Raw genomic sequence first — 13,725 nt, 5'->3', positions numbered from 1 at the left:
CGCCAGCGAACCGGCATTAAGCCATCCAGGAGAGTATGTCGTGAAAATTCTTGTACCAGTAAAACGTGTCGTCGATGCAAACGTGAAAGTGAGTGCCAAATCGGATGGGGCGGGCGTCGACATTGCAAACGTGAAAATGTCGATCAACCCGTTCGACGAGATCGCAGTCGAGGAAGCGGTGCGCCTGAAGGAAGCGGGCGTGGCAACCGAAGTCATCGCCGTCTCGGCGGGCGTGGCGCAGGCGCAGGAGACGCTGCGTACGGCGCTCGCAATGGGCGCGGATCGGGCGATTCTGATCGAGTCGAACGAGGAGTTGCAGCCGCTGGCAGTGGCCAAGCTCCTCAAGGCGCTGCTCGACAAGGAAGTGCCGCAACTTGTCATCCTCGGCAAGCAGGCGATCGACGACGACTCGAACCAGACCGGCCAGATGCTTGCCGCGCTGGCGGGCCTGCCGCAAGCCACCTTTGCTTCGAAAGTATCGATCGCTGACAGTCGTGCAGTCGTCGAGCGCGAGGTGGACGGTGGCGCGGAGACGCTGTCGGTGGTGCTTCCGGCCGTCATCACGACCGACCTGCGCCTCAATGAGCCGCGTTACGTGACGCTGCCGAACATCATGAAGGCGAAGAAGAAGCCGCTCGAGATCCTCAAGCCTGAAGACCTCGGCGTCGACATCACGCCGCGTCTGAAGACGTTGAAAGTGACCGAGGCGCCCAAGCGCAGCGCAGGCATAAAGGTACCGGACGTGAAGACGCTGGTGGAGAAGCTGAAGACCGACGCGAAGGTTCTCTGAGAGAGGTGTAAGGAAAATGACGATTCTTGTAATTGCCGAACATGACAACGCGTCGGTCAAGGGCGCGACGCTAAGCACGGTTGCGGCCGCGCAGAAGGTCGGTGGCGAAATCCACGTGCTCGTAGCGGGCCATAACGCGCAGGGTGCCGCCGATGCGGCGGCGAGGATTGCGGGCGTCGCGAAGGTGATGATCGCCGACGCGCCGCAGCTCGGGGCAGGGCTCGCGGAAAACGTCGAAGCGACGGTACTGAACATCGCCAGGAACTACTCGCACATCCTCGCGCCGGCGACCGCCTACGGCAAGAACGTCGCGCCGCGCGTGGCGGCGAAGCTCGACGTCGCGCAGATCAGCGAGATCACGGAGGTGGTCAGCGCGGACACCTTCCAAAGGCCGATTTACGCGGGAAATACGGTGGCGACTGTGCAGTGTCTGGATCCGATCAAGGTCATCACGGTGCGCACGACGGCTTTCGATGCGGTCGCGGACGTTGGTGGCAGTGCCGCGATCGAAAAGATTGAAGCTGCCGCGGACAGCGGCCTGTCGCGGCTCGTGAGCCGCAAAGTGACGAAGCTCGATCGCCCCGAACTGACGAGCGCGAGCATCGTAGTTTCGGGTGGCCGCGGCCTCGCCAGCGGAGAGAACTACACGAAGGTGCTTGCACCCCTTGCAGACAAGCTGAACGCGGCGTTGGGCGCGTCGCGTGCGGCAGTGGATGCCGGCTTCGCGCCGAACGATTATCAGGTCGGGCAGACCGGCAAGATCGTCGCGCCGCAGCTTTACATCGCGGTGGGCATCTCCGGCGCGATTCAGCATCTGGCGGGCATGAAGGATTCAAAGGTGATCGTCGCGATTAACAAGGATCCTGAAGCACCGATATTCAGCGTCGCCGATTTTGGATTGGTGGGTGACCTGTTCGATGTCGTCCCGGAACTGGTGGCAGCACTGAGTTGACCGCAGTCTGAAAAGCTGGCTTGAGTAGCCGAGCAACGCGAAGCATGGGTCCGCGACAGCCTGTCCCCGTGGCCCCTCATTCTCAGGCCTTGAGCCACGCCATGCCTGGCGCCGGGAACCATCTACAAGCAATCTGGAATTGCGATGCGTGTCCCGGCCGCCTACCCTCGTATGGCTGCCGCTTTAGTGACATGTGTGCGCCGTCCCGATGCAAGGGAACAAGCCACGTGGGCGGGAGCAGGCTTCAATCCTGAACAATACAACGCAGGCTTGAGCGATGCGAGCCAGCTGTCCCTGTCTGCCGTGATCTTCGCGGCCGGACGCTCAAGAGATTCACTGTCGAGGTCATTTACGATGGATGCTGCTGATCCCATTTACGCTCGCTCCAAGGCATTGTTCGGCATGCTCCGCCCAGGCGCTCTGGCTTTCGGCAGCATGGCCATCCTTCTCCTCAACGGCTGCACGATGGAGTTGCTTTCCCCGCAAGGCATTATCGGGCAGCAGGAGAAGTCGCTCATCATCATCGCGCTGGTCTTGATGCTGATGGTGGTTATCCCCGTTATCGTTCTGACGCTGTACTTCGCCTGGCGTTATCGCGACACCAACCTGAAGGCGACCTATGCGCCCAAGTGGGCCCGCTCGAAAAGGATTGAAGGGGTGGTCTGGGGCATTCCGTGTGTCATCGTGGCCTCCCTTGGCATTCTTATCTGGAACACCACGCACAAGCTCGATCCTTATCGACCCATCGAGTCGAACGTCGCACCGGTCGAGGTTGACGTCGTTGCACTGAACTGGAAGTGGTTGTTCATCTACCCACAGTATGGCGTCGCCTCGCTGAACCAGCTCGCCATTCCGGTCGACACGCCCATCGATTTCAAAGTGACCGCGGAATCGATCATGAATTCCTTCTTCATTCCGCAGCTCGGCAGCCAGGTTTATGCGATGTCCGGAATGCAGACGCGCCTCCATCTCATCGCGAACGCGCCTGGCGTGTACCTGGGCCAGTCCGCGGTCTACAGCGGGTCGGGCTTCTCCGACATGCACTTCAAGACTGTCGCCACCTCGCGTGAGGTGTTCGACAACTGGATTCGGGAGGCGAAGCAGTCTGCGCGACCCCTGGATGAAAAGACGTACCGCATGCTTGAGCGCCCCAGCAGCCGCGACGCGGTGACGCTGTATTCCAGCGTCGCGCCCGCGCTCTTCGCAAACGTCGTGGATAAGTACATGCATGGTGCCGAGCAGGTTTGCCGGACGGACAGTCCGGAGACCGTGCCAGGCCCGCATGCAATGGCTATGGAGCGCTGAGCTATGTTTGGAAAACTGAACCTTTCTGCCATTCCACTTCATGAGCCCATCATCATGGGGACGCTGGCAGTCGTCTTGCTGGCGGGCGCGGCCTTACTCGGGGCGATCACCTACTTCGGAAAATGGAAGTACCTGTGGACCGAGTGGATTACCTCGGTCGACCACAAGAAAATCGGCGTGATGTACATCATCCTGGCGCTGGTGATGCTTGTTCGCGGCTTTTCCGATGCCATCATGATGCGTGCGCAGCAGGCCATGGCCTTTGGCGATGCGGCTGGCTACTTGCCGCCACACCACTATGACCAGATTTTCACCGCGCACGGCGTGATCATGATCTTCTTCGTGGCGACGCCGTTCATCATTGGCCTGATGAACGTAATCGTGCCGCTGCAGATCGGCGCCCGCGACGTCGCCTATCCCTTTGTCAACTCGTTGAGCTTCTGGTTGTCGGCAGCCGGCGTGGTGCTCGTGATGCTGTCGATGTTCGTGGGGGATTTTGCCGCGACCGGCTGGGTGGCTTACCCCCCGTTATCGGAGCTCGGGTATAGCCCAACGGTCGGCGTTGACTATTACATCTGGTCGCTACAGATATCAGGTCTCGGGACCACACTAACTGGCATCAATTTTATTGTCACTATCTTGCGCATGCGCGCGCCAGGCCTGACGCTGATGAAGATGCCAGTTTTTACCTGGACGGCGCTGATTACGAATATCCTGATTGTCGCCATCTTCCCGGTCCTGACCGCGACGCTTGCGCTGCTGGCGGCTGACCGATACCTCGGGATGCATTTCTTCACCAATGAGCTCGGTGGGAATGCAATGATGTACATCAACCTCATCTGGATCTGGGGACACCCAGAGGTCTACGTGCTGATTCTCCCAGCCTTTGGCGCGTTCTCGGAGATCATTGCCACGTTCTCGCGCAAGCCGCTGTTCGGCTACCGTTCCATGGTGTACGCCACGTGCTCCATTGGCATTCTTTCCTTCTGCGTCTGGCTGCACCACTTCTTCACCATGGGATCGGGTGCCAATGTCAATGCCTTCTTCGGCATCATGACGTCCATTATCGCCATCCCGACCGGCGTGAAGCTGTTCAACTGGCTGTTCACGATGTACCGCGGGCGGATCCGTTATCACACGGCAACGTTGTGGACCATTGGCTTCATGGTCACATTTGCGGTAGGGGGGATGACGGGGGTGTTGCTGGCGGTGCCTGGCGCCGACTTCGTGCTGCACAACAGCCTGTTCCTGATTGCCCACTTCCACAACGTCATCATCGGCGGCGTGCTGTTTGGCTTGCTGGCCGCATTGAACTTCTGGTTCCCGAAGGTGTTCGGCTTCACGCTCAATGAATTCTGGGGCAAGGTTTCCTTCTGGTGCTGGCTGGTGGGCTTCTACCTCGCGTTCATGCCGCTCTATGTGCTCGGCTTCAAGGGCATGACGCGCCGGATGAATCATTATGCCAACGTGGGCTGGCACCCTTACCTGGTCGTTGCCCTGTGCGGAGCCGTAATTATCGGTGCAGGCATTGTCGCGCTGATTGTGCAGCTGTGCGTCAGCGTCCGCGACCGCAAGATGAACCAGGACCTGACCGGCGATCCTTGGGATGGCCGGAGCCTCGAATGGGCTACGGCTTCGCCTGCGCCGTTCTATAACTTTGCCCATGTACCCAAAATCACTTCGATGGAGCAGCACTGGGACGATAAGGAAACCGGTCGGGCCTATGTTCGCCCGGCCAGATACGAGGCCATTCACATGCCGAAGAACACGGCTGCCGGCGTCATCATCGCGGCGTTCGGCCTGGTTTTGTGCTTTGCCCTGGTCTGGCACATGTGGTTCATTGCGTTCGTTGGTCTTGCCGGTGCAATCGGGACCTTCATTGTCCGTAGCTACAACCGCGATGTGGACTACTTTGTTCCCGCCGCCGAGGTTGAGCGGATCGAAAGCGCGCGCTACGCGCAACTCCAGGTGGCAGCATGACGCATCCAATGACTGGTGACGCGCACGTCCATGGTGAGCACCTCGCCCACGATCGGCACGACGACAGCGCGAAGACGACCCTTGGGTTCTGGATCTACCTGATGGGCGACTGCCTGATATTTGCGGTGCTCTTTGCCACCTTCGGCGTCCTGGTGGCCAATACGGCTGGCGGGCCCGGTGGTAGGGAACTATTCAGCCTGCCGTTCGTGCTCGGGGAGACCATGTTGCTGCTGTTCAGCAGCTTTACCTTCGGCGTGGCCATGCTGTCGATGCAGGACGGGCGCCAGGACAGCGTGGTGCGCTGGCTTCGCATCACGTTCATCCTTGGGGCTGCATTCATCGGCATGGAGCTCCATGAGTTCAGCGAGCTGCTGCGCAAGGGCGCGGGGCCTGGAGTGAGCGCATTCCTTTCTTCGTATTTCTCCCTCGTTGGCACGCACGGGATTCACGTCACCCTGGGCCTGTTGTGGATGGCGGTCATGATGCATCAGGTCAGCCGCTTCGGACTGGATGGCGTGACCCGTCGCAGGCTGGCCTGCCTGAGCTTGTTCTGGCACTTCCTGGATCTGGTCTGGATCTGCGTGTTCACCTTTGTCTATCTTCGCGAGTTTGTATGAGCAACCCCAATTTGCATACGGTCGGTGCCGCGTCGGCGTCGCACGGGAGCCTGAAGGGCTATCTGAGTGGCTTCGTGCTATCGCTGGCACTCACCTTCGCGTCATTTGGCGCTGTGATGTCGGGCCGGTTGCCGCCGGGGAAGGCCCTGGTCGCCATAGTGGTGTTGTGCGTCGCCCAACTGATCGCGCAGCTTGTCTTCTTCCTGCATTTGGGCGTATCGCGAGACCAGCGTGAGCAAACAGCCATCTTGTTCTGCTGTGGCCTGATCTTGGCCATCATCGTCGCCGGTTCGCTATGGGTCATGCACAACGCCGACGAGAATATGATGCCCACAAACATGACGGTCGAACGAGCCAAGGTGCGCGACTAGTCTTGAAGGACCTGGACGGCCGGTTTCAGGTCACGGATTCGTCCCCGCGGCGCGATTCCCGGGCACCTGGTCTGTCACGATCCTGGCACCGACGTCCTTCAGCAAGCGCTGGAAATCGGGCGACTCCAGGATGATCTTTCCCGCGGCCGCGCGCAGGCGGTCGACGGCTTCGGCCGGCAGCGAGAACGACGTCGCCAGCTCGTTCAGGTAATCCAGTTCCGCCTTGTCCGTCAGTCGGGCAAACGACACATCGATGGCATAGATGGTCGCGTCCGGTGTGCGCAACGCCGCAGTGACGGCAGCATCTTTGTTCGCGGCAAAGGCGCGGGACTCCCGCAGCCGGCGCATGGCTTGCCACCGGGACTGGCTGTCCTTCAACAGTTCGGTCGCCTCATAGGAATAGTGGTCGATTGGCACGCCGGTGGCTTTCACCAGAATCTCCAGCGTACCCGGCGCGGACTCCGACTTGTCCCATGCCGTCCGGGGCGTGGACAGCGAATTGACGACAAAGACAACGATCCTGCGGGTACGGTCCAGGGGCGTGGGCTGGCCGGTCAGGTGCAGGGCCTCCAGGACCTCGAGGGAATCCAGCACGCTGCGCATGCCCAGGTTGTCGGAGACGCCGCCGTCCACGACATGGATATAGGGCCGGTTGATGCTGTCCCCGTACTCCGCTTCTTCCTTCAGGTGCCGGGTTGCGCGCGCGGCCGGCCGGGGCGGGTCGCTGGCATCGATAAACGGCTTGATCCAGTCGGGGGGCACGTAGCTGCAATTACCGCCGTAGTTGTTGAGCGTGATTGGCGTCAGGACCACGGGAACTGCCGACGATGCCGCGGCGGCACGGGAAAGGCGCAGCGCATTGAGGTCGGAGCAGAGTACGTCGAAGGTGGTCTGCGTGAACGGAAGGCGTGCGCCCGTCGAGATGTCCGTGGCCGAGGCAATGATGAACGGCCCCTTGCCCCGATGGAGGTCGCCAAAGGTTGCACCATGGAAAAGGATTTCGTCATACAGGTCGGCGGCCAGTTCAGAGCGGCCCCAGCCGCTCGACCATAACGACGGCCAATACGCCGGATTCAGCGTCCGGAACGTGATCTCGCCCTGCACGTCGCGCTTGAGGAAGCTCTGTTCGTAGTGATCAAAGAGCTTGTCGCCATACAGGCCGTAGGCGAGGGCAGTAAAGCTGCCACCTGACACGCCGGTGATGACGCCGACATGGTCCAGCAGGCGTGACCGGTTGCCCTTGGGTCCGACGACTTCGGTATTGCGCAGGAACTCAAGCACGCCATACGAGAATGCCGCCGCGCGCGTACCGCCCCCTGAGAAGGCAAGGATGACCAGGTTCTCGTTGTCCGCCGCATACTGGGGTCGCGTGAAGAATCGATAGCCGGTACTCTGGTCCGCGTGCGCGATCGGCGGATTGACTGGCCGGGAGGCGCAGGCGGCAAGCAGAAGCAGCATCGAAATGACGGCCAAGGCTGAGGTCGGCAATCTGGCCATAGGTCCTCCGCGGCGAATGCAGGATGAACCAGACCGGGCGTGTCGGCGTCCTGCAACTCCCCCCAATACTAGACGGCCAATGTAGCGATAGGCGTACGTTTTGAGGTTGTACCGGCCCGGCCACTCGTCTAGACTGGATTTCACCTGTCCAAGAGACCGGTACGTAACCTGGCTTGGCGAATGCGCGGCGGTGAGGTTGCCGATCCGATACTTTTGCGGTCATCTGCAGGGAGACCAGCGATGTTGCCCACGCCCACTTCAGAGAGAGCGCTGTCCCGCGGACTACTCGATGTGCTGATCCGTGCCGGGCTGATCGCGGTGCTGGCCATCTTCTGCTTCCAGATATTCCGCCCCTTCCTCGATCTCATTGTCTGGTCCGTGATCCTGGCGGTGACCATTTACCCGCTGCAGGTCAGGCTCAGGCGCAGGCTGGGCAACAAGGACGGCCGCGCCGCCACGCTGATCGTGCTGGCCGCCATCGCCATCATTGCGCTGCCAGCCTACCTGTTGGGCGCCGCCATGGTCGATTCGATGGAGAATGCGATCGCCGTCGTCAAGAGCGAAGGCATTCATATTCCGCCACCGCATGAGTCGGTCGCCAGCTGGCCGCTGGTTGGCCAGCGCCTGTATGACCTCTGGCTGCATGCCGCCTCGGACCTGGCCGGCGTGGTGCAGACGCTGGCGCCTCAGATCAAAGAAATCAGCCTGGCCGTGCTGGCCGCAGCCGCCGGCATCGGCAAGGGGCTGCTGATCTTCGTCTTCGCGCTGATTATCGGGGGCATCTTCATGGCCTACGGCGAGGCCGGCAACCGTAGCGCTGTGCAGATTGCCTCGCGCATTTTCGGCCTGGAGCGGGGCCAGCGCATCGCCACGCTATGCACGGCGACCATCCGCGCGGTGGCGCAGGGCGTGGTCGGCATCGCCTTCATCCAGATGCTGCTGATCGGCATAGGCTTTGTGCTCAAGGGGGTTCCTGCCGCGGGCGTGCTGGCCATGGCCGTGCTGCTGCTGGGCATCGCGCAGTTGCCGGCTACGCTGATCACCGTGCCAGTGATCATCTATGTCTTTGCCACGGAAGGTGCCAGCGTCGCCACTATCGTCTTCGCCATCTATGTCTTCGTGGCGGGACTGGCCGACAACGTGCTCAAGCCACTGCTGCTCGGGCGTGGCGTCGATGTGCCGATGCCGGTGGTATTGATCGGTGCCCTGGGCGGCATGGTGACCGGCGGCGTGATCGGCCTGTTTATCGGTCCGGTGGTGCTTGCGGTCGGGTATCAGCTGTTCTGGCAATGGGTGGAAGACTCGCCGCCGCAGGCGGATCCCGGCAACCAGCAACAGACCTGAAGTGGTCCGGGGTCGCCGATGTCGCGCTGGAATCATCCGTTGCGCGCATTGCTGGCCGGCGCCTGCTGCCTTGGCGGCTGCGCGCGCCTGGGGCCGGATTTCCAGCCGCAGCATGAGCCCTGGACGCAGCAGTGGCACAGCCCGGCGCTTGAGCAGGCGACCGAGCAGCGGGCACAGCCCGATATCCGCGAGTGGTGGCAGGTCTTTGCCGACCCGACGCTCGAACGCCTGATCGCCGAAGCCGACGCACACAATGCCAGCCTGCGGATTGCCGGCCTGCGCGTGATGGAAGCGCGCGCCCAACTGGGCATTGCCCAGAGCGGGCGCTTCCCGCAACTGCAGCAGGCCAGTGCCGATGTCCTGTACACGGATCGCCGGCAGGCCGGCGGCCTCAATCCGCAGAATAGCCGCTTCTGGCAATACAGCGCGGGCTTCGACATCGGCTGGGAACTCGATTTCTGGGGGCGCTTCAGCCGCGCCATCGAATCTGCCGATGCCGCCTATTTTGCCGCCCGCGCTAACCGCGACGATGTGTTGGTGCTGCTGCGTGCCCAGGTGGCTGAGACCTACTTTGCGCTGCGCACGGCCGAGGCACGGCTGCGCATCGCCCGTGATAACGCGGCCTTGCAAAAGCGCAGCCTTGAAATCACCGAGCGGCTGTTCAAGAGCGGCGAGACCGACGAGCTCGACCTGCAGCAAGCGAAGACGCAGTACCTCGGCACCCTGAGCAGCATCCCTGAATTTGAAAGCCAGATCATGCGCACCCGCAATGCCCTGGCGGTGCTGATGGGCCGCCCGCCAGGGCCGTTGCCGGAGCTGCCGGAACTGGTGGGCAAGGAAGGGGTGATTCCACTGATCGATCGCGCGGTACTGCAAGACGTGCCTGCCAGCCTGCTGTTGCGCCGTCCGGATATCCGCGCCGCCGAGCTGCAGATCGCCGCGCAATCGGCGCTGATCGGCGTGGCCGAAGCCGATCTCTATCCGTCGCTGACGCTGCTGGGCAGCATTGTCTGGTCCGCCAGCACGCTGGCCGGCACGCCCAACAGCCTGACCCTGATCGGCGGCCCCAGCCTGCGCTGGAACGTGTTCGACTACGGCCGCATCAAGAACACCGTGCGCGTGCAGGACGCCCGCCTGCAGCAACTGATCGTCGTTTACCAGGATGCCGTGCGGCAGGCGGCGCGCGAGGCCGACGATGCCGCCAGTGCGCTGATCAAGGCGCTGGAGCGCGAGCAGATCCTGCGTGACACGGCGCTGGCTGCCAGGCGTTCGCTGACGCTGGCCAACGCGCTCTACCGCGAAGGCTACTCGGACTTCCAGCGCGTACTGGATTCGCAGCGTGCGCTGGCCACCCAGCAGGACACCTACCTGGTCAACCGCAGCAATGCCGTCAGCAACCTGATCGCCTTGTACAAGGCGCTTGGCGGCGGCTGGCACAGCGAGCAGCCACTGGTGGATCCGGCCACCCGTCAGCAGATGCAGCAACGCACCGACTGGGGGACGCTGCTGGATGAGCCAGGCCCGCCGTCCGCCGGTGCCAGCCTCCCTGTGAAGCAGAGGTAGATCTCCCTGAACGAGTGCCGATGAGCGACGCCCCGCAACCCCCCGCAGCCCCAGCGCCCAGCGCACCGCCGCCCGCCGCCGACCCGGCAAAGAAAGGCGTGCGCTGGGTGCTCTTGCTGATCGTCATCAGCCTGGCCTGGTACCTGTTTGCCGACCGGTTGACCCCGTACACGCAGCAGGCGCGGGTACAGGCCTTCGTGGTGCCGGTCGCGGCGGAGGTGTCCGGGCGCGTGACCAAGGTGCTTGTGCGCAACAACCAGGACGTCGCGGCAGGCACTGTCCTGTTCGAGGTGGATCCCCAGCACTACAAGATTGCCGTGGACCGCGCCCGCGCCGATCTGGAGTCGACGCGCCGGCAGATCGGCGCCAGCACCGCGGGCATCGAATCTGCGCAGGCATCGCTGCGCGCAGCACGCGCCAACGAGCTCAAGGCGCGCCAGGACAGCGACCGGCTGGAGCGCCTGTACAGCGATGACCCCGGCACCATTTCCTTGCGCCGTCTGGAGGTGGCGCGGGCCAGCCTCGAGCAGGCTGTCAGCCAGGTCGCCGCCGCCAAGGCCGAGGTCCAGCGTGCGCGCGAACAGCAGGGGGGCAGCGAGGAGGAGAACGCCAAGCTGCGCAGCGCCGCCACCGCCCTGGAAAAGGCCGAACTGGATCTTGCCAATACGCAGGTGCGGGCGCGCGCCGCCGGGCTGGTCACCGACCTGCGCACCGATGCCGGCCAGTTTGCCGCTGCCGGCAACCCGGTCATGACGCTGATCGCGATCCACGATCTGTGGATCAGCGCGGAAATGACCGAGAACAACCTGGGCAGTGTCGAGCCCGGCACGCCGGTTGCCATCGTGCTGGATGCGCTGCCGGGCAGGATCTTCGAAGGCCGTGTGCGCAGCGTCGGCTACGGCGTCAACGTCGGCCCGAGCACGCCGCCGGGCAGCCTGCCGACGGTGCAGAACAGCCGAGACTGGCTGCGTCCGGCGCAACGCTTCCCGGTGGTGGTCGAGTTTGCCCAGGGCGAACTCGCCTCGATGCGCGGCATTCGCGTGGGCGGGCAGGCCGAGGTCATGGCGTTTCCCACCCAGGGCAACCCGCTCAATCCGCTCGGCCGCGTATTCCTGTACCTGATGAGCTGGCTTTCCTATGTCTACTGACAGCCCGGCGCTGCCGTTGCCCGCGCGCGATCCACGCGCCCAGCGTTCGCTGCGCCTGGCCAGCGGCACCGCGCTGTGCCTGGCGGCCAGCTTCGGCCTGGGCCTGCCGATCCCCATGCTCGCGCCGGTGCTCGGCGTGTTCCTGCTGGCCAGCGTCAACCAGCCGATGTCGCCCAAGGCCGGGCTGGGCCTGGTGCTGGTCGTGATGCTGACCACCGGCACCGGCCTGCTGCTGATCCCCTTGCTGCGCCACTACCCCGTCAGCGGCGTGCTGATGATCGGCCTGTGCCTGTTCCTGGCCTTTCGCTATGGATTGCGCGGTGGCAACAACCTGGTCTCCACCTTCCTGGTGGTCGGCCTGACCATGATCTCGGCGGCGGGCACCATCGATTTCGGGCTGGCGGTCATGGTCATCGATGCCCTGGCGAAGGGACTGCTCGTCGCGGTCGTGGTGCTGGCACTTGGCCACTGGCTGTTTCCGGAACCGGCCGGCGCGCAGGCGCCGCCTGCGGCCAAGGCCCTGCCGGATGACCAGGCCGCCTGGATTGCGCTGCGCGCGGCGCTGGTGGTGATGCCGGCCTTCCTGCTGGCGCTGAACGATCCGGCCGCCTACATCCCGATCATCATGAAAGCGGTCAGCCTCGGCCGGCAAAGCTGCACCACCACGGCACGCGGCGCCGGGCGCGAACTGCTTGGCTCGACCTTGTTCGGCGGCGTGCTGGCCATCCTGTTCTGGTGCGCACTCAGCCTGTTCGTGCATTTGTGGATGTATTTCCTGTGGATGCTGCTGTTTGGCCTGCTGGCGGCGCGCAAGCTGTATGGCCTCAGCCCGTCGCGGTACCCGCCAGGCTTCTGGGTGAACACTCTCGTGACGCTGATCATCCTGCTGGGCCAGTCCGTGCAGGACAGCGCGGCCGGGAAGGATGTCTATACCGCCTTCGCCGTGCGCATGGGCCTGTTTATCGGCGTCACGCTGTATGCCTGGCTGATGATCGAGCTGCTCGACCAGCCGCGCGGCGCACGACGGCAGGCCCGCTGAAGAGGCCGCTCATGCTGAGCAACCTGCTGATCGGCCTTCCCATGATGCTGCTCTGCCTGCTGCTGCAGGCGGTCTTCGTGGCTATCTGCCTGCGCTACTACGTGCGCTTCAGGCATGCGCGGCAAGCCCGGGAATCGCTGTGGCAGGAGATCCTGTTGTTGTCGGTCGTGATGATGCTGACGTTGCTCGGCAATTTCGTGCAGATGGCGATCTGGGCGGTCTTGTTCATGCTGCTGGGCGAGTTCAACGATTACGCCACCGCGCTGTATCACTCTGGCGTGAACTTCGCCACCCTGGGCTATGGCGATATCGTCATGTCCGAACCCCGGCGCCTGCTGGGGCCGCTCGAGGCGGCCAATGGCATCCTGATGTTCGGCGTCTCCACTTCGGTGATGACCGCGGCGGTGCTGGACGTGATCAAGCACAACCTGGCCAGGCTGCGGCAGGACGAAGGGCCATAAGGATGGGGGCGTCGGCCGCAGCCTGGGCCAGGACTGGGACAGTTCTAATATCGGATGCCGAAATTACTAAATTCCCTGGTTCCTGAAAACCGACGATGATTTCGGGCGGGGCTCGGGCAATCGATGCATCCCGATCTCTGCGAAAGCTGGCCCGCCGCGGGCGACTCTTCGGCCGGCTGCACTCGCCATTCAACGATCCAGGGAGACTCTGATGATTGCACGACGACTTTCGATTGCCAGCCTGGCGCTGGCCGCATGCCTTGCCTCCGGAACCATTGGTGCGCAGCAACAGCAACAGCCGATGAATGCCAAGGAAGCCAAGGCGAAATTCTCGGAGAAGTTCAAGGCGGCGGATACCAATCAGGATGGCAAGCTGACCCGTGAGGAGGCGCAGGCTGGCATGCCGGAGGTCTACAAGCGGTTTGACCAGATCGACGCCAAGAAGAAGGGCGAGGTGACTGAGAGGCAGATTGGCGCGTTCTGGGCGGCCAAGGCGAAGCAACGCAGCGTGGCGCAGAATCCGGGCGGGTTGAACTGACCGGGCGCAAGCATAGCGGGCAGAACAAAGCAGCGGGGGGGGGGGGGGGGGGGGGGGGGGGGGGGGGGGGGGGGGGGGGGGGGGGGGGGGGGGGGGGGGGGGGGGGGGGGGGGGGGGGGG

The 13,725-nt window shown here is 63.3% G+C and carries 13 protein-coding genes; 12 read left to right on the top strand and 1 reads right to left on the bottom strand.

The window, feature by feature from the left end; translation table 11 throughout:
• Positions 1–40 precede the first annotated feature (40 nt).
• From ACW4E8_RS32940 to cyoD, 6 genes are all read left to right on the top strand, one after another.
• Positions 41–790, top strand: a complete 750-nt coding sequence (locus tag ACW4E8_RS32940; RefSeq protein WP_456808341.1) for an electron transfer flavoprotein subunit beta/FixA family protein — start codon at positions 41–43, stop codon at positions 788–790.
• 16 nt (positions 791–806) lie between these two features.
• On the top strand, positions 807–1,742 hold the full coding sequence (locus tag ACW4E8_RS32935) for an electron transfer flavoprotein subunit alpha/FixB family protein (protein WP_456808340.1): 936 nt from the start codon (positions 807–809) through the stop codon (positions 1,740–1,742).
• A 402-nt stretch (positions 1,743–2,144) separates the two neighbouring features.
• Complete coding sequence (gene cyoA / locus ACW4E8_RS32930; RefSeq protein ID WP_456808396.1) at positions 2,145–3,047, top strand: ubiquinol oxidase subunit II; 903 nt, start codon at positions 2,145–2,147, stop codon at positions 3,045–3,047.
• Positions 3,048–3,050: 3 nt separating this feature from the next.
• The gene (cyoB, locus tag ACW4E8_RS32925; RefSeq protein ID WP_456808339.1) at positions 3,051–5,027 is read left to right on the top strand and encodes a cytochrome o ubiquinol oxidase subunit I; all 1,977 of its coding nucleotides are present in this window, start codon (positions 3,051–3,053) and stop codon (positions 5,025–5,027) included.
• The gene (cyoC, locus tag ACW4E8_RS32920; protein WP_456808338.1) at positions 5,024–5,644 is read left to right on the top strand and encodes a cytochrome o ubiquinol oxidase subunit III; all 621 of its coding nucleotides are present in this window, start codon (positions 5,024–5,026) and stop codon (positions 5,642–5,644) included. Before cyoB ends, cyoC begins: the two co-directional genes overlap by 4 nt.
• Positions 5,641–6,015 carry a cytochrome o ubiquinol oxidase subunit IV gene (cyoD, locus tag ACW4E8_RS32915; RefSeq protein WP_456808337.1) on the top strand — a complete coding sequence of 125 codons (375 nt, stop codon included), beginning with the start codon at positions 5,641–5,643 and terminating at the stop codon, positions 6,013–6,015. Before cyoC ends, cyoD begins: the two co-directional genes overlap by 4 nt.
• A 30-nt stretch (positions 6,016–6,045) precedes the next feature.
• Here cyoD and ACW4E8_RS32910 read toward each other — a convergent pair whose 3' ends face one another.
• Positions 6,046–7,656, bottom strand: coding sequence for a patatin-like phospholipase family protein (locus tag ACW4E8_RS32910; protein ID WP_456808336.1), 1,611 nt, complete (start codon positions 7,654–7,656; stop codon positions 6,046–6,048).
• 96 nt (positions 7,657–7,752) lie between these two features.
• Between ACW4E8_RS32910 and ACW4E8_RS32905 the strand changes: the two genes are divergently transcribed.
• The 6 genes from ACW4E8_RS32905 (at position 7,753) to ACW4E8_RS32880 (ending at position 13,605) form a co-directional block, all read left to right on the top strand.
• The gene (locus tag ACW4E8_RS32905; RefSeq protein ID WP_456808335.1) at positions 7,753–8,856 is read left to right on the top strand and encodes an AI-2E family transporter; all 1,104 of its coding nucleotides are present in this window, start codon (positions 7,753–7,755) and stop codon (positions 8,854–8,856) included.
• A gap of 18 nt (positions 8,857–8,874) precedes the next feature.
• Positions 8,875–10,419 (top strand): efflux transporter outer membrane subunit, encoded by a 1,545-nt coding sequence (locus tag ACW4E8_RS32900; protein ID WP_456808334.1) that lies wholly within the window; start codon positions 8,875–8,877, stop codon positions 10,417–10,419.
• A 20-nt stretch (positions 10,420–10,439) separates the two neighbouring features.
• Positions 10,440–11,567 (top strand): HlyD family secretion protein, encoded by a 1,128-nt coding sequence (locus tag ACW4E8_RS32895; RefSeq protein ID WP_456808333.1) that lies wholly within the window; start codon positions 10,440–10,442, stop codon positions 11,565–11,567.
• Positions 11,557–12,606, top strand: a complete 1,050-nt coding sequence (locus ACW4E8_RS32890) for a DUF2955 domain-containing protein (protein ID WP_456808332.1) — start codon at positions 11,557–11,559, stop codon at positions 12,604–12,606. The genes ACW4E8_RS32895 and ACW4E8_RS32890 overlap by 11 nt, the downstream gene beginning before the upstream one ends.
• 11 nt (positions 12,607–12,617) lie before the next feature.
• Complete coding sequence (locus ACW4E8_RS32885; protein WP_456808331.1) at positions 12,618–13,067, top strand: ion channel; 450 nt, start codon at positions 12,618–12,620, stop codon at positions 13,065–13,067.
• Positions 13,068–13,278: 211 nt separating this feature from the next.
• Positions 13,279–13,605 carry a calcium-binding protein gene (locus ACW4E8_RS32880; protein ID WP_456808330.1) on the top strand — a complete coding sequence of 109 codons (327 nt, stop codon included), beginning with the start codon at positions 13,279–13,281 and terminating at the stop codon, positions 13,603–13,605.
• Positions 13,606–13,725: the final 120 nt, after the last annotated feature.

The sequence above is a fragment of the Cupriavidus sp. CP313 genome, assembly GCF_054072015.1.
The sequence above is the reverse complement of the archived record's forward strand: the minus strand, read 5'-3'. Positions and strand labels throughout refer to the sequence as shown.